Annotated in this window: 20 protein-coding genes; 14 read left to right on the forward strand and 6 right to left on the reverse strand. The window is 33.8% G+C overall.

The window, feature by feature from the left end:
- Position 1 precedes the first annotated feature (1 nt).
- From spoVAE to WAX74_RS08605, 4 genes are all read left to right on the forward strand, one after another.
- Positions 2-367: a stage V sporulation protein AE gene (spoVAE, locus tag WAX74_RS08590; protein WP_336497250.1), complete on the forward strand. Its 366-nt coding sequence runs from the start codon at positions 2-4 to the stop codon at positions 365-367.
- Between the two features lie 68 nt (positions 368-435).
- Entirely contained in the window at positions 436-576 is a 141-nt protein-coding gene (locus WAX74_RS08595; RefSeq protein WP_336497251.1) for a YjcZ family sporulation protein, read from the forward strand.
- Positions 577-609: 33 nt separating this feature from the next.
- Entirely contained in the window at positions 610-855 is a 246-nt protein-coding gene (locus WAX74_RS08600; protein WP_336497252.1) for a stage VI sporulation protein F, read from the forward strand.
- A gap of 83 nt (positions 856-938) precedes the next feature.
- Positions 939-1,250 carry a hypothetical protein gene (locus WAX74_RS08605; protein WP_336497253.1) on the forward strand — a complete coding sequence of 104 codons (312 nt, stop codon included), beginning with the start codon at positions 939-941 and terminating at the stop codon, positions 1,248-1,250.
- A gap of 107 nt (positions 1,251-1,357) precedes the next feature.
- Here WAX74_RS08605 and WAX74_RS08610 read toward each other — a convergent pair whose 3' ends face one another.
- Positions 1,358-1,615 carry a hypothetical protein gene (locus tag WAX74_RS08610; RefSeq protein WP_336497254.1) on the reverse strand — a complete coding sequence of 86 codons (258 nt, stop codon included), beginning with the start codon at positions 1,613-1,615 and terminating at the stop codon, positions 1,358-1,360.
- Positions 1,616-2,448: 833 nt separating this feature from the next.
- Between WAX74_RS08610 and WAX74_RS08615 the strand changes: the two genes are divergently transcribed.
- From WAX74_RS08615 to WAX74_RS08630, 4 genes are all read left to right on the forward strand, one after another.
- Positions 2,449-2,916: a hypothetical protein gene (locus WAX74_RS08615; protein ID WP_336497255.1), complete on the forward strand. Its 468-nt coding sequence runs from the start codon at positions 2,449-2,451 to the stop codon at positions 2,914-2,916.
- Positions 2,917-3,030: 114 nt separating this feature from the next.
- Complete coding sequence (locus tag WAX74_RS08620; RefSeq protein ID WP_336497256.1) at positions 3,031-5,262, forward strand: hypothetical protein; 2,232 nt, start codon at positions 3,031-3,033, stop codon at positions 5,260-5,262.
- A gap of 97 nt (positions 5,263-5,359) precedes the next feature.
- Positions 5,360-6,031 carry a DUF2642 domain-containing protein gene (locus WAX74_RS08625; protein WP_336497257.1) on the forward strand — a complete coding sequence of 224 codons (672 nt, stop codon included), beginning with the start codon at positions 5,360-5,362 and terminating at the stop codon, positions 6,029-6,031.
- A gap of 211 nt (positions 6,032-6,242) precedes the next feature.
- On the forward strand, positions 6,243-7,598 hold the full coding sequence (locus WAX74_RS08630; RefSeq protein ID WP_336497258.1) for an arsenic transporter: 1,356 nt from the start codon (positions 6,243-6,245) through the stop codon (positions 7,596-7,598).
- A gap of 456 nt (positions 7,599-8,054) precedes the next feature.
- On the opposite strand, the gene WAX74_RS08635 is transcribed toward WAX74_RS08630, so the two are convergent.
- From WAX74_RS08635 to WAX74_RS08645, 3 genes are read right to left on the reverse strand one after another with little or no spacing between them, the layout of a single operon-like run.
- A complete protein-coding gene (locus WAX74_RS08635; RefSeq protein WP_336497259.1) occupies positions 8,055-8,486 on the reverse strand; it encodes a GNAT family N-acetyltransferase in 432 nt (143 codons plus the stop codon).
- A 3-nt stretch (positions 8,487-8,489) separates the two neighbouring features.
- Positions 8,490-9,005, reverse strand: coding sequence for a YjcG family protein (locus WAX74_RS08640; RefSeq protein ID WP_336497260.1), 516 nt, complete (start codon positions 9,003-9,005; stop codon positions 8,490-8,492).
- A 58-nt stretch (positions 9,006-9,063) separates the two neighbouring features.
- Complete coding sequence (locus tag WAX74_RS08645) at positions 9,064-9,786, reverse strand: alpha/beta hydrolase (protein WP_336497261.1); 723 nt, start codon at positions 9,784-9,786, stop codon at positions 9,064-9,066.
- Between the two features lie 167 nt (positions 9,787-9,953).
- Here WAX74_RS08645 and WAX74_RS08650 point away from each other — a divergent pair, with 167 nt between their 5' ends.
- Entirely contained in the window at positions 9,954-10,541 is a 588-nt protein-coding gene (locus WAX74_RS08650; RefSeq protein ID WP_336497262.1) for a phosphatidylglycerophosphatase A family protein, read from the forward strand.
- Positions 10,542-10,871: 330 nt separating this feature from the next.
- Here WAX74_RS08650 and WAX74_RS08655 read toward each other — a convergent pair whose 3' ends face one another.
- On the reverse strand, positions 10,872-11,594 hold the full coding sequence (locus WAX74_RS08655; protein ID WP_336497263.1) for a thermonuclease family protein: 723 nt from the start codon (positions 11,592-11,594) through the stop codon (positions 10,872-10,874).
- 44 nt (positions 11,595-11,638) lie between these two features.
- Between WAX74_RS08655 and WAX74_RS08660 the strand changes: the two genes are divergently transcribed.
- Positions 11,639-12,484, forward strand: coding sequence for a DNA-3-methyladenine glycosylase family protein (locus tag WAX74_RS08660; protein ID WP_336497264.1), 846 nt, complete (start codon positions 11,639-11,641; stop codon positions 12,482-12,484).
- A 56-nt stretch (positions 12,485-12,540) separates the two neighbouring features.
- On the opposite strand, the gene WAX74_RS08665 is transcribed toward WAX74_RS08660, so the two are convergent.
- Positions 12,541-12,684, reverse strand: coding sequence for a hypothetical protein (locus tag WAX74_RS08665; protein ID WP_197275637.1), 144 nt, complete (start codon positions 12,682-12,684; stop codon positions 12,541-12,543).
- 310 nt (positions 12,685-12,994) lie between these two features.
- Here WAX74_RS08665 and WAX74_RS08670 point away from each other — a divergent pair, with 310 nt between their 5' ends.
- The 4 genes from WAX74_RS08670 to WAX74_RS08685 all read left to right on the forward strand — a co-directional run bounded on the left by WAX74_RS08670 (position 12,995) and on the right by WAX74_RS08685 (position 19,809).
- Positions 12,995-14,383 (forward strand): aldehyde dehydrogenase, encoded by a 1,389-nt coding sequence (locus WAX74_RS08670; protein ID WP_336497265.1) that lies wholly within the window; start codon positions 12,995-12,997, stop codon positions 14,381-14,383.
- 222 nt (positions 14,384-14,605) lie between these two features.
- Positions 14,606-16,783 carry a sensor domain-containing protein gene (locus tag WAX74_RS08675; protein WP_336497266.1) on the forward strand — a complete coding sequence of 726 codons (2,178 nt, stop codon included), beginning with the start codon at positions 14,606-14,608 and terminating at the stop codon, positions 16,781-16,783.
- A 238-nt stretch (positions 16,784-17,021) separates the two neighbouring features.
- Positions 17,022-18,071 (forward strand): M42 family metallopeptidase, encoded by a 1,050-nt coding sequence (locus WAX74_RS08680; RefSeq protein ID WP_336497267.1) that lies wholly within the window; start codon positions 17,022-17,024, stop codon positions 18,069-18,071.
- A gap of 163 nt (positions 18,072-18,234) precedes the next feature.
- Entirely contained in the window at positions 18,235-19,809 is a 1,575-nt protein-coding gene (locus tag WAX74_RS08685) for a peptide chain release factor 3 (RefSeq protein ID WP_336497268.1), read from the forward strand.
- Positions 19,810-20,359 lie beyond the last annotated feature (550 nt).

Raw genomic sequence — 20,359 nt, forward strand, 5'->3', positions numbered from 1 at the left:
AATGATTTCATCATTAGTTGTTTCATTTATTGTTGGTGGTCTTATTTGTGTAATTGGACAAATATTAATCGATGTTTTTAAGCTTACCCCAGCACATACGCTATGTGCTCTTGTTGTTAGTGGCTCTATTCTCGATGGATTTGGATTATATGAACCGTTAATTGATTTTGCAGGTGCAGGAGCTACTGTTCCAATCACATCTTTTGGTAATTCACTAACACACGGAGCTTTGGCAGAAGCAGAAAAACACGGTCTAATAGGAGTAGTAACAGGTATGTTTGAGGTTACTAGCTCTGGGATTAGTTCTGCAATTTTGTTTGGAATTATTGGAGCGTTTATTTTTCAAAAACGGAAAACCACCTACTAGTTAATTAGCCCTTTTTCTTTTTCTCCCCTTTGCATACTATATGTTGAAGAGGAGAGGAGGGAAAGATTATGTACGGCTACTGTGGTGGAGGATACCCTGGTTACGGCGGCGGTTATGGCGGAGGCTATGGCGGAAAAGGCTCAACTTTTGTGTTAATCGTTGTTTTATTTATCTTATTAATAATTGTAGGAGCAAGCTTTCTCCCTTAATCCCGAATGCTCAAAATGTGAGGGGGAAAATTAGTGCAAAATTCATTTTTTAAAGCAATAGAAAACAAAACTGGTGTTTCGATGGAAGATCTTTTTACGCTTGCCAATGCCATCTCATATGCTGATTTTACGGATGAAAAACAAGTTCGTAAAATTGTACGTAAAGTTGGCAAGCTAGCTAATAAGCCAGTTTCTAAACAGTTAGAGGATGAACTTACGAATTCCATTTTAAAAAGTGGGAATTCGTTAAGTTTTTCCGATATTGAAAAGCTGTTATAATATCAAAAAAAATTTAAAGAGTAATAGGTTTAACACTTGGAGGCATAGGGTATAAAGTGTTAAATAAATAGGAGGTGGAGGAAATGGGATACATCATACCAGTTCAACCAATTCAATCGCAAATTTATGCAAATAGGATGTCAATGGATGATTATAATTTTGCTCATATAAGCAATATTAATGGGGTTAAGATGAAATCAACATTTGATGAGCATCTAGAAGACCAGGAACAGGTACTTAAAGAAGATGAGGATAATGATGAGCAATCATCATATGATAAGTATCCAACTAATCCGCCTTTATTTAAAACCTTTATCCAACCAAATCCAGTTAACCTTTCTCCAAAAATTGCAGAAATTAGTGGTAAAGGAATTACGATTAATACGTATGTATAAAAGGTGCCGATTTTTATATCGGCATTTTTTTTTGTTTTTTTTATAAGTAATGTACTAGATTAAATACCTTCATCCTTGACGAAGGAGAGTGCATGAGTGTGCCATGATCAGCTCTGCTCCTGCGCGAAGCTCGTCGCAAAAAAACTCTGCTCCTGCGCGAAGCTCGTCGCAAAAAAACTCTGCTCCTGCGCGAAGCTCGTCGCAAAAAAACTCTGCTCCTGCGCGAAGCTCGTCGCAAAAAAACTTTGCTCCTGCGCGAAGCTCGTCGCAAAAAAACTCTGCTCCTGCGCGAAGCTCGTCGCAAAAAAGACTTCATATAGCCTATCATGAGGCCACTGAAAAACCCTATTGCAAATTTTATTCATGATAAATATTTGATGTTGCTATACGACATACTATAGGATTTAGCACGGCGGCGTGAGACTCCTGTGGGAAAGCGAGACAGACGAGACCCCGCAACGAAGTGAGGAGGCTCGGCGCTCGCCCACGGAAAGCGAACAGAGCCGTGCTAAATCCAATCTGCAGCTATTTTCTTCGACTGGATTGTACAGAGTCAAGTATTTACTATAAAACTTATTAGAACTGCACTTTTTCAGTTGCCTCCCTATCATGCGGCTGGCAATATGCGAGCAGTTTATTCTATTAATTAGAAATAAAGACTATTCCATTAAATGTATTGATTGGCTTACTTCTATTATGGAATTATTTCAATTTCATCGAATGTTCCAGGATGTGCGCCTAAAATGCGGCGTGAGCGCGAGGAATGAGACCCCGTAAAGGGATGTGAAAGTGATAGAGGAGCGACTCATCCTGCGGCAAGCGTTTATACGTGTTGTATTACATATCCTAATGAAAAAGAGAAATAACAAAATGCATTTTATATGCTTAGTTCTTCTCCATTGAATAACTATCTCTAAACATAAAAAATTAATTCTTCTTTTAAAACAAATGAGTGACCGAAATTCATTTTCGCGTACTTTCGTAATCTATCGATCCTTAGGAATAGTAAAGCGTTTATTTTGCCTAAAGATAACTTATCACACACAGTGGAATAGACAATGAATAATGTTTTTTACCTATTATAAATTATTTTTATTAGTGCATGTACATTTAAATAATAAATGGGCGTTTAACCAATGCTACTGTGCCCAAGATACATATAAATATTAGGATACTATAAAAGGGGGTTAGAAGATAAATGAACAAGAAGATGATACTTTCTCTAGTGGAAAAAGTCGTGAAAGTTGATAGAGGTGGTCCCGAGTCACGTGTTGGTTTACTGTTATCGGCAGCAGATGATCACTTTACATTGCTAACAGAAGATGACGGCATTGTTTTTTATAATACACAACATATCAAAAGCTTAACTTATAATTCGAAAAATCAAGTGGAATTTGATCTTGAAGTTCCAAGAGGCTTTGACTATATTCAAGCTGATGACTTTAGAGGAATTTTAGATAAATTAACACTCCGATGGGTAAAAATAAACCGCGGAGGGCCAGAGACACTTGAGGGAGTTATGGATGTGGTTACAGATGATTTCGTAACAATTGTAGCTGGCGAAGAAATTGTTCGTGTTGCCTTATTCCATATTCGTAATATTAGTTACGGTATCAAAATTGAAAAAGAAAAAAAAGATGAACAAGGTAAAAAAGAAAGAGAATAGTTAGGAGACTAATTCGTCGCTTTTGTCGTTACGAAGCGACGAATATTCTATTGAAGGAGGCGCTCCAAATTGCAAGGGGAGAACTTTAAAAAAGTATTAAGCGCCCACAAAAATATGAAAATAGGATTATATTTAAGTGACAATCAATTTATAGAAGGTATTTTGTTGGACGTCAAACAAGACCATCTTGTGGTTGAAGTAAATAGAAATATTTTATACTTTTCCATTCTTCATATTAAAGCACTTTCAAAGAATGCCAAAGACTTTCATATTTCAGAGAAGTTAGTGAAGTATTTAGATAGAAATGACCTTACCGATTTGTTAATCACATTGAGACACAATTGGATTATGATTAATAGTTTGAGTAAAAATGCTTTAAATGGTGTATTAAGCAGTATTTTGTCTGATCACATCATCTTGATAAATGATAAGGAACTTGTTTATATACCAAAATCATATATCTCGTCTATTTATAGCGATATTTCAGTAAAAGACATTCTATACTTAAATAAGAAAGAACAACTTGTAATGCAACAATCGTATAAATCAAAAATCAGTAGTCGAACGCTTAAATTAAAAGGGCGATTTGTTCGTATCATGAAGGAAAATACGATTCGAAAATACAAGATGCAAATAATAGAAGAGAAACCTATTTTAATAGAAGAAACACAATTAGCTAATGCTGAAGAGCAAGAGGAAAATGAGAACTCTCAACAATTGGAAAGCCTTGTTAATGAAGAAATCATCATAAATCCATCCATTGAAACAGAAGAACAGCAAGGCTTTAATGAAGTAGTTCAAAACCTTCCTGCTAATGGCCAAGATGAAGTAATTCTAGAGATATATTCGGAAGAGCATGATAGTGATGATGAACCATTAGAAATGCAATACACGGATGAAGATTTCCTATTGGATGACCATCTGGAGGATTTAATCTTAATAGAAGAAACAGGATTAATGAATGCTGAAGAGCAAGTAGAGAATGAGAGCCCTCAACAATTCGAAAGTATTGTTAATGAAGAAATCATCATAAATCCTTCCATTGAAACAGAGGAACAGTACCACTTTAATGAAGAATTTCATACCCTTTCTGTTAATGGGCAAGATGAAGAACTTCCAATTTTAGATAAAAATATGGAAGAGCTTGATAGTGATGATGAACCATTAGAAATACAATACACCGAGGAAGATTTGCTATTGGAAGATCATCAGGAGATAAAAGAATTCAATAAAAATTTATTGGAAGAAACACAATTAGTAAATGCTGAAGAGCAAGTGGAGAATGAAAGCTCTCGACAATTAGAAATTATTGTTAATGAAGAAGTCATCATAAAACAATCCATTAAAACAGAGGAACAGCACCACTTTAATGAAGAAGTTCATACCCTTCCTGTTAATGGGCAAGATGAAGAACTTCCTTTATTAGAGAAATATACGGAAGAGCTTGATAGTGATGATAAATCATTAGAAATGCAAATGCAATACACTGATGAAGATATCCTATTCGATGACCATCAAGAGATAGAAGAATTCAATGAAGATTTATTGGAAGAAACACAATTAGCTAATGCTGAAGAGCAAAAGGAAAATGAAAACTCACAACAATTAGAAATTATTGTTAATGAAGAAGTCATCATGCATTCAAATTTTTCCATTGAAACAGAGGAACAGCAACACTTCAATGAAGTTCAAAACCTTCCTATTAATGAGCAAGACTTTGTAACTCAAATACTAGAAAAATATACTGAATTTCATGATAGTGATGATAAACCAACAGAATTTCAAATGCAATTCAAGGATGAAGACTTCCTGCTGGATGATCATCAGGAGATAAAAGAATTAGATGCAGATGATTTTATAGATGAACAAACCGAAGCCGATTTAAAAGAAAAAAGAGTATTATTAACCGCATTGAGTAACATAAACGAGCTATCTACTATTGCTATTCAAAAAAAATCTTCGCTAATAAATGAATTTGAAAACCTTGTTGATCTTACTGAAACAATTTCTATGCAACCTAAGGAATATAGCGAAGAGAACAACTCAGTGCTAAATAAGTATGAACCTGAGATGAACGAAGAAAATCCAGAGCGAGTTATATCCATAAGTCCGATAGAAGTAAAGGCTTTATTGGAGAAGCAGTATTTTGCACTAATGAATTATGCCGCTTCCGCAGTAGCACACAATTATACTAATTTTGCGATTAACGAGGATTCCGAGCACTGGAACACAAACAACTCTACACAACAAAATAAAATGGTAGAAAAACAGTATGATTCCTTAATGAGACATGCAGCAAAGATGTATCGTCAAATAAGAGACTATTCATTAGAAATAAGCGAATGAAAGAAAAAGTTTTATAAGAGGTACAAGATATTGTATAAAGAACTTATACCTATGTTAGTTAGATGAATTGGGTACTAATTTAAAAGGAGTTGTGACCTTGAATAAAATTATTCAAAGTCTTATCAAGGAATTTATTCAAATAGAGGTTTCAGGGAAAAAATATGTCAATGGTACTCTGATTGATTTAGGTAGTGATGTGATAGTGCTTTTTAATGGCTTAGATTATATGTACATTCCACTATTTCATATTCAAAGTGTAAAGATAGGAAGTAAAGATGAATATGTTATACAGGATCCGATAGATTTCCCAAGCATTAAAACAGAACATCTTAATCTGGAATTGTCCCTTAATGAAACCTTATTACAAGCAAAAGGGAAACATGTAGAGATTTTCATTGCAGAAGATCAATCGCTGAATGGTCAAGTAACTCGAATTAGAGATGACTACTTTGAATTCTTTTCTCCTATTTACAGAACCATGTATATTTCAACTAAACATTTGAAGTGGCTTATTCCTATTGGTCAAAATGAAAGCCTTTATGGTTTGAATAATAAAGATCTCTCTTTTCCAAAAGATATACTTGCAGACACATTTAAAGATCAAATAGAAAAGTTTATAAATTCATTAGTAGTAATTAATATCGGTGGAAGAAGAAGCCATTTAGGTAAAATGAACAAATTGGAGGATCAGATTATAGAGATTGAAGGAGCAAGAACAGCTCCAATCTATCTAAACTTAAACCATATTCAAACTTTGCACCAGGTATAAATGAAAATGCTAATTGGTTTTACAACATAATAGAAGCATGAAAACTTTTCATGCTTCTAAAAAAAAAAATACATAAAAATAAAAAAATCGTCATCCTTGGAGAGACGATTTTTTTATTTTTATTTGTATAAGGACATACACCACGTTTCTCTTTGGATGGAATGAATATACATACATGGACAAACAAAAATAGAGAGGAAATGGTTTATGTATGAGTTTTCATGTTGGAGTCGCCAGTTTGGTGTTCCTAACTACTATGCTAGTCATTTTTTGGAGACCTAGAGGACTGAACGAGGCATGGCCAGCGTCAATTGGAGCAGCGGTTATATTACTGCTAGGTATAGTTTCCAGTGCAGACATTTTGGATATTTTGAATAAAATTGGTGGAGCATCCATTACAATAATGGCGACAATTGTTATGGCCGTAATACTAGAAAGTTTTGGATTTTTTAACTGGGCAGCTGCAAGACTTGCGAATTTAGCCAAGGGTTCGGGTCATCGTTTATATTGGTATATTCAATTGCTTTGTTTTTTAATGACGCTTTTATTTAATAATGATGGAAGTATTTTAATAACTACTCCCATCCTGATACTACTACTTAAAAATTTGCGACTAAAACCACGTCAACAGATTCCTTATCTGTTAAGCGGTGCACTAATTGCAACAGCTTCAAGTGCTCCAATTGGTGTAAGTAATATTGTTAATTTAATCGCGCTTGAGATCGTTCATATGACTCTTTGGATGCATACAGCAATGATGTTTGTACCCGCTACATTAGGCTTGTTATTTATGTCTTACTTGATGTATATAGTAGTGAGAAAAAACTTGCCAAAAACATTACCAAATTCACCTATAGATATAGAAGAAACATTTTTTACCGAAAATTTTCATCCTTTAAAGACGAAAATCCCTATAGAAACAAAACGCAAGCGAACTAGATTTATGTTAAAGTTGTTACTATTTGTATTTATAATGCGTTGTCTCCTATTCGTTGCATCTTATATAAACGTACCAATAGAAATCGTTGCAGTTCTTGGGTCAGTGGTACTACTAATTTGGAGATGGTATCATTTAAGGACTAACCCAGTAGATATTTTAAAGAAAACTCCTTGGCACATTCTTATTTTTGCATTTTCAATGTATGTAATTATTTATGGCTTGAATAATGTAGGCCTTACAGCTTTGTTAGTTCAATGGTTTGAACCAATTGTAAACCAGGGGTTATTTCAAGCTAGCTTTATCATGGGAGGACTTGTTTCGGTACTTTCGAACTTGTTTAATAATCACCCCGCCTTAATGATTGGAACACTTACCTTAACAGAAATGGGACTTGATTCTATCACATTAAAGACAATTTATCTTGCAAATATCATTGGTAGTGATATGGGATCGTTATTACTCCCTATTGGTACACTAGCTTCCCTTATTTGGATGCATATTTTAAGAAAAAGCAAAATAGAAATTACTTGGAAGGATTATCTAAGCGTAACTTTAATCGTTATACCCATAACAACTATTGTAACGCTTACACTATTATTTTTCTGGGTACAGATGGTATTTAAATAATAAATTGGAAGGTTGGAAACTATATTTACAAATAATTTAATTTTCAATCAGGATTTTGACTTAAAGAGAACAAGTTACATGAGAGATATTAAAAAAATATTAAAAAAAGCAGGAAATTCTACAATAGTTTCCTGCTAATCTCTTTTTAGAATAGAAAAAAGATTCCTTAAATACATTTATAAAATGTTTTTAAAAAGAATCTATATGTGATTGATTATTTAATTTAAGGTATAGCATGCGAACGATCTGTACAGATAAGTATAATAGCAAAGCCCAAAGATTCAAAGAACAGCAGTGGAATTCATATTTATACTTTCAATGGGCATCTATTTATATACACACCTATTGTGCAATTGTTCTTAATATGTATATGTATCATTAGTTGAAATTGCTACTGATTTAATGGAATACATAAAAAAGCAGGATGAATGATCATCCCGCCCTAAAACATTTGATTTAAATTAAAACTTTCTCCATTGCCCGATGAGGAATACTTGCTTCTAAAAATTCTGGAGATGTAATTGTGTAGTTTCTTTTTTCATAAAATGAAATAGCATGACTTTGTGCATTTAGTTTTAGTTTATGGAATTCTTTCGATAGTGCATACTCTTCCATACACTGCATCATTAAGTTGCCATAATTTTTACCTCGATATTCAGGAAGAATGCAAACACGTTCTACTTTCCCAAGAGAAGGCCCTACTGTTCTAATTCTTCCAGCACCAAAAGGTATTTCACCATCATACGCAACAAAGTGGATAGCTTCTTGATCATATTCATCCAGTTCCATGTGAAGCGGCACATCTTGCTCTTCTACAAAAACTTTTCTTCTAATGAAAATTGCATCTTGATATTCTTTATCTGTTTCAACTTTTTTAGCATAAACCAAGAATTATTCAGCTCCAGACAATCTAAATGTTTCGTAAACAGTCCAAGAACCGTCCTCTAGTTGATAAAGTAAATGAAGTCGATCAATTTCTTCCTCAAATTCTGCACCAATCATTTTTAACTGTGGATAAATATCGTCGTGTTCACTAGAATTCATTTTTTGAGCAATCGTAATGTGAGGTACAAATGTATAATTTGCCTCATCGCTAAATTCAATAGCATTTAAATCCTGATGAAGTGCTAATAGCTCATTTGTAGGCTCTACTTTAAAATAAATAGCATTAGTTACTGGGGCAAAAGAACTCACTTTAGAAGTCTTTAATGTAAATGGCTTATGATTTTTGACCACTTGTGCAACTTGTTCTGCTACTGTTTTAATTTCCTTTTCGTCTGCTTCAAATACACCCTTTATCGTCATGTGTGGTGTAATAAGTGAATAGTGAGGATCATAACGCTTTCTATAAGAGTTAGCAAAATCCTGAACTTTTTTTGATGGGAAAGCAACAATACCGTATTTCATTTTTCATTACCTCCTCGAATTTTTTACAGATCACCTTATCATTATAACAAAAAAATATTTATAAACTGAAATTGTTTTTTAATGATCTCTTCATATCTGGTTGCCATAGCTTCCATGTATGGTTTCCATCTAATTCGTCATAAAATGTCGTAAATCCTTTTTTTATGAATAAATTATGCAAAGATCTATTAGGAGTAACAAAGTCTGTAATTAATCCATCGCCTGTTTTAACATCCGTCTCTTCCTTGCCAATAACATGATAAAGAGAAAATGCATGTATTACTTTATGATTTTCAACCTGATTCAATACATAATCATTTACAAGGGGAGAATGCAAAATAACTTTACCAAATGTATTTGGATATTGAAGAGCCGTAAGTAATGATACGGTAGCTGCAAGCGAATCACCGATTAATGCTCTACCTAATCCAATTTGATAAGTAGGGTAATTGGCATCAATATATGGAACAAGTTCATGTGCTAAAAAGCGAATGTATGCATTGTGCTTTTCACCCTCCGGATGGTATTTTGCTCTACGATCTTTCACATTTTTGTAAGGAATACCTACAATAATAAGATTTTCAATTTCATTTTCTTCATAAAGCTCGTCAGCAACGCGGGTAATTCTCCCTAATTGAAAATAGTCTTTACCATCATTTGCAATAAGTACACTGTATTTATATAAAGGTGAATAATTTGGTGGTAAATAAATGAGTAATTGCATTTCTTCTTGTAAAGACTCACTAAAAAATGTTAGATCTTTTACAACTCCTTTATTCATAAAGAACCTCCTACAATAATCATGTTGTATAGAAATTGTAACATATACATGAAGAGAGGTATAATTAACAACAACTAGAATATGGTAGTGTCATTTATTTCGATGGATAAGATGAGGAAAGAGCGCTGAGTTCAAAATAAATCAGATATATAAAGGGGTTAATTAAATTGGACAGACAGACATCAAGAGTACATTCACGAACTGTTGAGAAGGCTGCAAATGATGCATTACTTCGTAGGGGAGTGACCATTGAAGAGATTGCTAAAATAGTGTATGAAATGCAATTTCCCTACAATGAAGGTCTAACAATTGAGCATTGTATCGAATCGATTAAAAGTGTTTTAAAGAAAAGAGAAATGCAGCACGCCATTTTAGTGGGGATTGAATTAGATGAACTCGCTGAGAAAAAGTTATTATCGGAACCTTTGCAACAAATTGTAGAAGCAGACGAAGGGTTATTTGGCATTGATGAAACGATTGCTCTTGGAGCAGTATATACGTATGGAAGTATTGCCGTGACAACTTTCGGTCATTTAGACAAAAATAAAATCGGTATTATTTCAAAATTGGACACAAAAGCAGAAAACGGTATTATCCATACATTTTTAGATGATATAGTTGCTAGTATTGCTGCAAGCGCCGCTTCTCGGTTGGCACATCGAACACGTGATTTAGCAGAGGCAAACGAAACATTTGAGGATATCCCTCCAGAAGAAACTGCACCAGAAACAAAGATTAAAGGATCTCGAACTTAAATGGCTTTATTAAAATTCAATGTTGTTATGGAAAGAATGAAAGTGTAGTAATTGATAGGCATTAGTGCTTGCCAAAAGCTACGCATGGGCATTAAGTTTTTCAGTGACCTTCGTGCTGCATGCAGCGTGTGGGTTTGATGTTTCAGTACAATTTCATTTCTATAAAGTTCTTCATATAATATTTAAACAACAAAGCTGCCAGGTCAGGTTAAAATCAACAGTAACAAATAATATAACAAAGTCGCGTCCGAATTTTATCTTCGGACGCGACTTTGTGCTTCTCCTATTATGTGTATTAACACTCAAGTAACTTATAATAAAAGTACTTTATTATTCTCTAGCTTTACTAAAGCCTGCTTTAATTGCTTCCTCTTCTGTGCAAAACCATTCTTCCGGTTTAGTTACATCATAATTATTTCCACTAGGAACATGATAAATTTTCTTGCCTTCTCTGTTAATATTTCCTTTAATCAAACATTTACCAATTGCCTCCTTGGAAGAATCCTTATCATTGACAAACACGGAAGAATTAAAACCACGTGATGTAACATAGTTGGGGGTTTCCCATACTCCAACTTTCTGTTTCTCCGCAATTTTAGAAGCTTTTTCAAAGTCGTCTAAATACCTTGTGTTTGGGGGAAATACGTACGCTACACGTGCTAAGCCTTCTTCTAAGAGAGATTCTTGTACACTTACTCCATCTATGTATATATACGCGAGCATGCGACCGTAATCATCTAATCGATTTCCAACGTCAAATTCAATTGTCAACTCACCGCTGTTTAGAATTTCATTATTTCTATACTTTGCTTCGTCGCTTAAAGGCTGTGTACCCAGTTGTTTGTGGTTTGTTTCAGGAGTGTCAATAAGTAAATATCGAATTGTTTCCACATTTCCATTATAATTTACCTTAATTGTATCTCCATCAATTACTTCAATGAGTTCTACAGGAATTTGTTCAGAAGTTCCGCTCGTTTTGGTTATACCAGAAGAAGAAATTTCCTCACAACCAAAAAGAAAAGAAATAAGTGTTAATAACAATAATTTTTTCATTTTTATCACCTTCATTAGTTTAGCATATAAATAAAGGAGAGATAATGTTGACGCACATAATAGAATTACCATTTGCTTATCGTTTCGATGAGGCGATCACAAGATTATCGTTAGACCCTCTAAATTCTGTAGATTTAGCAAATCAAACAGTAAGAGTTCCATTAGATCATTCTATTATTACTATTAAAAGTATCGGATCACATCGAGAGCCAAAGTTTATTCTAACCGGAATAGAATCGGAGCAACAGCTTCAACGTATATTGTCCATTTTTCATTTTGATAGGAGTCTAGATGCTGTTCATACACATTTTATAAATACAAATCTAAAGGATTTGTTTATAAAATTTGAAGGAACACCAATAGTTACAGATTATTCTTTATACGCAAATATTCTAAAAAGTATTATTCATCAACAATTAAATCTTTCATTTGCAAGAACATTAACGACTCGATTTGTTCAGACATTTGGAGAACAGGTAGAGGATGTGTGGGTCTATCCTTCAGCAGATAAAATAGCAGCACTAGAAGTGGATATACTTAGAGGTATGCAATTTAGCACAAGAAAAGCGGAATATATCATTGGAATTTCTAGAGCTATTGCACAAGGAGAACTAGCCTTAGAAACACTCGCCAATGAAACTGATGAGATAATCATAAAAAAGTTGACTTCCTATCGTGGAATAGGTCCTTGGACTGCAGAAAGCTTTTTGCTTTTTGGTCTTGGGAGGGATAATTTATTTCCATTAGGAGACATCGGACTCCAAAACTCTTTAAAACAACTATGGAATATGGAGCAGAAGCCTTCGAAAGAAGAAATCATTGTCCATTTTGAATCTTGGTCACCTTACTTAAGTTACGCCTCTTTATACTTATGGAGAAATATTGAATAAAAAATCAGCTTCCTTTATATAATAAGAGGGAAGCTGATTCTATGTGAATACATTATTCAATTATTGCTCTCCATTTCGTCTTGTACTTCCTTGAAGTATAAAAACGACTCTTCATCCAATTCATCTATTCGTTCCTTATTAATCCCCATTGCAATTGCTCCAGTAAAAATTGTTTCCCACCAGGTTTCTGTTATTGTCATTTCTATTTCCTCCTTTAATTTTCGTTTGTCCATTTGACCAATATATACCCTAAAAAGTTTAGTTAACAAACTTGTTAATTGGAAAATGAATCAAATATCACACAACCAAAGCAAGACTTATAGACTAATGGAGTGGAAAGTGTAAAAGAAATTTCCTTACATAAAGAGTATCTCCACTTTTGATAAGAATCATGTATTTCTAAAAAAAAGTTATATGTAATATTCTTTCCTAGACTAGAAAATAATTGTATGATTCTTTTATATAGGCGTTTATATTTATTGAACTTGAATGAAAAAAGGAGATGCTTAAATGAATTTTACTGCCCAACAATTGGAGGAAATAATAGAAGAACATCATAATTTTTTTTATTCTCGGAAAACAAGAACGGCTAAATTTAGGTTAGAACAACTCGAAAAATTAAAAAACTCAATCAAAAAATATGAAAAGGAAGTTATTAAAGCTTTATATGATGATTTGCGTAAAAGTGAATTTGAGGCATATACTACCGAAATTGGGCTCATATATGACAATATATCTTTAATGAAAAAAAACTTGGAAAAATGGATGGAACCTAAGCAAGTTAAAACACCATTAGCATTAATGCCATCAAAAAGTTTTATCGTAAATGACCCTTATGGAACCGTCCTAATTATTGCTCCATTTAACTATCCGTTTCAATTAGTGATGGAACCGCTTTTGGGAGCAATTTGTGGAGGGAATTGTGCGATAATAAAGCCCTCTGAATTTACTCCACATACTACTGAAGTGGTTAAGAAAATAATAGAAGAGACATTTGATACCGGGTATATACGAGTGTTGGAAGGTGAAAAGGAAGAAACTTCATTATTAATCCACGCTCCTTTCGATTTCATCTTTTTTACGGGAAGCGTAAAAGTAGGGAAAATTGTTATGAAGGCTGCTTCAGAACGCTTGACTCCTATCGCTCTTGAATTGGGTGGGAAAAGTCCAGTAATAGTAGATCATACTGCTAATCTTGAAGTAGCAGCAAAACGAATTGTCTGGGGGAAATTAGTGAACTCGGGCCAAACTTGTATCGCACCCGATTATGTTTTGGTTGAAGAAAAAGTAAAAGAAAAGTTTGTTGAGCTTTTAAAGCAATCCATTCATCAGTTTTATGGAGAAAATATTCAAAGTAGTGGCGATTTAGGGAGAATTGTAAATACGACTCAATTTGACCGATTGAAAATAATTCTGGAAAAAGAAAAAGATCAAATTATTTTTGGGGGAAATGCCGATAAGGACGATTTGTATATAGAACCTACTTTATTAGATGGTGTTAGTTTTTCAAGTCCTTCTATGGAAGATGAAATATTTGGTCCGATTTTACCCATCATTTCATATGACAATTTACCGGCAATAATTCGACAAATTCGTAAGTTACCTAAGCCACTCTCAGCATATATGTTTAGTGAACATGAGCGGGCTCAAAATTATTTCTTAGAAGAGTTTTCATTTGGCGGAGGTTGTATAAATGATACAATATCCCACGCTGGAAGTGCTTTTTTACCTTTTGGCGGCATAGGTAACTCCGGAGTACATGCCTACCATGGTGAGGCAAGTTTTACTTTGTTTACCCATCAAAAATCTATTCTTAAAAAGAATACGAAATTACCAATTGACATTGTATTTCCACCATATAAAAATAAAGTTAAACTTGTTAGAAGCCTTTTAAAATAATAAAAAACATCCACGATTGTTACAAATCTGTGGATGTTTTTTGTACTTTTTAATAAAAAAAGGAAGTACATATCAAAATGTATAGAGTCTTTAAAGATTATTTATGTTAAATTATAAGAAAACCATTACTTATTCCTTATTTTGAAATAAATATAAATAACTAATAATAGAAAAATAATAATGACAATGTAACTAATTCATCGAAAGGAGAAAGAGAAAATTATGGGATCTATTTTTGATACAAAATCAGATGAACTACTATATACAGTAAAAAAGGCGATTTTTAATGAGTCTTTAGCTGAAGATATAATCCTTCAAGAACAACTAGAAGATGCTTTCTTTAAAATGGAATTAATGGATTATGCCTTAAATGAAACAATGATAGTAGCAGTTACTAATAGATCTGGTCAAATCTTATATGTGAATGATCGATTTGTAGAAATATCTGGTTATAAAAAACATGAATTAGTTGGAAATACACATAAAGTGGTGAATTCCAACGCACACCCAGCTTCCTTTTTTCGAAAGATGTGGAATACTATTTTAAGTGGTGAAGTTTGGGAAGGCGAAATATGTAATCGAAGAAAAAATGGTGAATTATATTGGGTAAAAACATATATTCTACCTGTCGAATTAAATGAAAAAGAGTCTTATTTCTTGAGTATCCGAACGGATATAACATCAGAAAAAGAAAAAGAAAAATTGTTGCAATCCTCTTTAGTAGCATCCTTTGCAACTGTAGTGAATTATGTAAATAACTTAGTATTTCAAGTAAAACACGATGCTTTCGGAAATTTTGGCTTTTCTTTATTGAGCGGAAAAATAGCCCATGAATATTTATCAAAACGAGGATTAGAGCCTGTTCAACCTTCTAGAGATACATTTTTGGAAAAGAATTTATTTCTATCTACACCTATTGATGCTTATTTCTCCAATGAAATGGCCGAAAGATTAGTTGGCCACCTCCAAAATGTGTTTAAGGGGGAGGAAGTATCATATAAAGAATGGTTTGATAATAGATGTATTTACATAACACTTTCACCTTATGAGCATAAAGGAAAAGTTACAGCTGCGGTGGGATTTGGTAATGACATAACCGAGTTAGAGTTTGCTAGAAAAAAATTATCAGAAATTGCGTATTTTGATCATTTAACCAATACTTTTAATGCTGCTGCTCTAGAAAGAGATGTAATTAATAAGATAAATGAAAAAAAGCCTTTCAGCTTTTTATATTTGGATTTGGATCATTTTAAAAATATTAATGACTCCCTAGGACACGTAACTGGAGATAAATTATTGAAAAAAGTTACTTCGAGAATAAAGAAATTTATTCACACAAAAGGGGAAGGTCTCTTATATCGAATTGGAGGAGATGAATTTGTACTTCTACTAGACGATGACCAACTATTAGATACACCACATCGTTGTGCTGAGTTATTAATACACGAGATGGAGCAACCATTCTTAATTGATGAAATGGAAGTATATATCTCTTGTTCAGTAGGAATTTCTATTTATACAAACCATGGTACAACTTATAATTCATTACACCGTTCTGCAGATTTGGCCTTAAATGTTTCGAAAGAGATTGGAAAGAGAAATGTAGTAGTTTTTGATGAATCACATGTAGAAGGTTTTGTAAATAAGGTTCAATTAGAAAGCGATATACGAACAGGTCTTAAGAAAAAAGAGTTTATATTAGTATATCAGCCAAAAATCGATTTAAAAACAGAGACGGTTTATGGTTATGAAGCGTTGATTCGATGGAATAAAAAAGGTAGAGACATGATTCCTCCTAATGATTTTATACCTTTTGCGGAAGAAACAGGGCTCATTATTCCTTTAGGTAAATATGTATTGAGAAAAGCCTGTAAGCAAGCAGTAGAATGGATTAAGATGGGGGTTGTGTTTCGTACCGTATCTGTAAATATAAGCCCTGCAGAACTCGAACAAAATGATTTTTTTCAAAATATCCAATTAATATTGAAAGAAACAGGATTACCAGCACATTATTTAGAGCTTGAAGTTACCGAAAACGTATTAATGAAAAATATTGAACGTTTAACAAATGTATTAATTGACTTAAAAGAGCTTGGTATTAAAATTGCGATGGATGATTTTGGTTCAGGTTTTTCTAATTTTCGATACTTAAGTGATTTGCCGATTCATACATTAAAAATGGACCGTATGTTTATGAATCGAATTGTCGAAAATAGAGACGAAGTAATTGTTGAATCAATTATACGAATTGGTCATAGCTTGGGATTAGAGGTTGTTGCAGAGGGAGTAGAAACAAAAGAGGTAATTGATTTTCTTAAGTTACATGATTGCCATTCAGTTCAAGGTTTTTATTATTCTAAACCATTGCATGCAGAAGAAATTCCAAACTTTAAACTATGAGGATTGCTTTATTAGCAGTCCTTTATTTTATAATCGATTAGATTGAATAGATTTCTCTCCTTGTAATGCTTTTCGCTTCAATAGTCACTAAAATGGTATACTAAATATAAGGAATTTAGAATCCATCAAAATGGTACGATAAAAACCTAAGTACATAAAACAAAAATAAGTTCTCAATTGATCCTGTAAGAAAACAATTAAATTTGTTAAAATAAAAGAGTGTACAAGGAGAATAAATATGTCATTTACATTTAATAAAGAAGAAACTATTGCACTGTTAAAGCAATTAGTTGAAATACCAAGTCCATCAGGTTATACGAAAGAGATTATGGATTTTATGGAAAAAATATTAGAAGATATACAAGTTACTTATAAACGAACAAATAAAGGTGCTTTGATTGCTACTATTCCTGGAAAAGATGACACCAAGCAACGTTTGCTAACCGCGCATACCGATACCCTAGGAGGGATGGTGAAAGAAGTTAAGTCGAGTGGAAGATTAAAGCTTACAATGGTAGGTGGCTTCAATTGGAATGCTGTAGAAGGTGAGTATTGCACAATTCACACTGCGGACGGTAAAAGAATACGTGGTACGATACTTATGCACCAAACAACTGTTCATGTATATAAGAATGCCAGCGGATTAGCTCGAGATGAAAATAATATAGAAGTTCGTGTCGATGAAAAAGTAACAAACGCAGAAGAGACACGTAAGTTAGGTATTGAAGTAGGCGATTTTGTTTCCTTTGATCCTCGTTTTGAAGAAACGGAATCAGGTTTTATCAAATCTCGCCATCTAGATGATAAAGCAAGCACAGCATTGTTACTTCAATTGATTAAATTCATTCAAGAAAATAAAGTGACACTTCCACACACAACTCATTTTTATATTTCAAATAATGAGGAAATCGGTTATGGTGGAAACTCGAATATACCAGAACAAGTAATTGAATATATTGCAGTTGACATGGGAGCAATCGGGGATGGACAATCTTCTGATGAGTATACAGTTTCTATTTGTGCGAAAGACTCTTCAGGTCCTTACCATTATGAGTTAACGAGACAGCTTGTAGACCTTGCTAAAATTGAAGATATTGATTATAAATTAGATATTTATCCATACTATGGTTCCGATGCTTCAGCTGCTATACGTGCTGGATATGATGTAAAACATGCATTATTTGGTCCTGGTATTGAAGCATCTCATGCATATGAGCGCACTCATGTGGAGTCATTAGAACAAACCGCTAAACTGCTATTTGCATATGTAAACTCAAAGTTATTGTAGAAATTAGTTAGAGTTTAACTAAATAACTGTTTGATAATTAGAATCAGCAACTAATTCTGCAATAAAATTATGCAGAAAAACCGTTGGCTGGTTCTTTTTTACTTGTATTTTGATGCTCAAATCCATATGATAAAAAAGTAAATAAGAAGGAGATACAAAATATATGGACTTACAAATAAAAAATGAAATATTAAAACGAAGAACCTTTGCGATTATTTCTCATCCCGATGCTGGTAAAACAACTATTACTGAAAAGCTTTTATATTTCGGTGGAGCTATTCGGGACGCGGGTACGGTAAAAGGGAAGAAGTCTGGGAAATTTGCAACATCTGACTGGATGGAAATTGAAAAGCAACGTGGTATTTCGGTTACATCTTCTGTCATGCAATTTGACTTTAATAACTGTCGTATTAATATCCTAGATACTCCTGGACACCAAGATTTCAGTGAAGATACGTATCGCACGTTGATGGCTGTTGATAGTGCTGTCATGATTGTTGATGCAGCAAAAGGGATTGAAGCACAAACTTTAAAACTATTTAAAGTTTGTCGTATGAGAGGAATTCCAATCTTTACTTTCATTAATAAGCTTGACCGTCAAGGAAAAGAGCCTTTAGAGCTAATGGAAGAATTAGAGGAAGTTCTAGGAATCCAATCTTACGCAATGAACTGGCCGATAGGTATGGGAAAAGAATTTTTAGGAATTTACGATCGATATAACAAACGGATTGAACAATTCCGAGTGGAAGATGACCAACGATACCTTCCGTTAGATGATGATGGGGAACTTGCAATTGATCATTCGATGAAAGAAACTTCTTATTATACACAGGCTATGGAAGATATCATGTTATTAAATGAAGCTGGAAATGACTTCGATAAAGACAAGGTTCTTTCAGGAGATTTAACTCCTGTATTTTTCGGAAGTGCTTTAACGAATTTTGGTGTTCAAACATTTTTAGAGACGTATTTACAATTTGCTCCTACTCCTCAACCGCGTAAAACGGACAATGGGGAAGAAGTGAGTCCTATAAATGAAGATTTCTCTGGTTTTATCTTTAAAATTCAAGCAAACATGAATCCCGCTCACCGTGACCGTATTGCTTTCGTTCGAATTGTGTCTGGCAAGTTTGATAGAGGCATGAATGTAACACTCGCTCGAACTGGTAAAAACTTCAAAGTGTCACAATCAACACAATTTTTAGCAGATGACCGTGAAACTGTTGAAACAGCAGTAGCGGGCGATATTATCGGTCTTTATGATGTAGGAAACTACCAAATTGGTGATACAGTAGTCGGAGGAAAAAAAGCTTTTAACTATGAAAAACTCCCTCAGTTTACACCAGAACTATTTATGAAAGTGACTGCCAAAAACGTGTTGAAATCCAAGCATTTTCATAAAGGGATCCAACAATTAGTGCAAGAAGGCGCAATTCAATATTATAAAACGCTTCATACAGAAGAAATCATTTTAGGAGCAGTTGGGCAGCTGCAATTTGAAGTATTCGAACACCGCATGAAAAATGAATATAACGTGGAAGTTCGGATGGAGCCGATTGGATCTAAAGTAGCTCGTTGGATTGAAAATGAAGAAGATGTGAAAGAATCTATGACAGGGCCAAGAAGTATGCTTGTTAAAGATCGCTATGACAACTATGTGTTCTTATTTGAAAATGAGTTTGCCACTAGATGGTTCCAAGATAAATATGAACATATTAAATTATATAATCTTCTTTAAGAAATTAGAGGGGCTTACTTTTTAACTAAAGTAGCCTCTTTCTTTGTCGGAAATGCGGTTAAGCCCTCAAATGGATTACTAACCATAGCGAGTAATTGAATGTTGTATTGTTCAATTACTCGCTTTTTTTAGTTGGAACCAGTTGATTTTCGTTCCAGGCGGACGCGTTCCTCGGGGGGAGCGATTAACCATCACCGCCCCTTCGGGTACGTTGTGATGTTTCATCTGTCTCCCTGATCCCGTCGGAGTCGCCGCCTTCCACTTCAATCAACTAGTGAATGTCTACAGAAAAAATCTTCTATCTAAAAATACCTTGTTGAGGTCATCTCCTGGTTCCATAACTAAGAAGTGTTTAAAGGACTTATCGTATTTGGAACACTCAACTAAAGCTACATTAGATAGATATAGCAGATACGGTATCGTATGCAGGTCTATTTGGCATGGAGATAATCTATTGTTGAATTACTTGCTTTTTATATGGAACCCATTGATTTTCGTTCCAGGCGGACGCGTTCCGCGGGGGGAGCGATGAACCATCACCGCCCCTTCG

Origin of the sequence: Psychrobacillus mangrovi (assembly GCF_037104765.1) — a bacterium.
Classification (GTDB): Bacteria; Bacillota; Bacilli; order Bacillales_A; family Planococcaceae; genus Psychrobacillus; species Psychrobacillus mangrovi.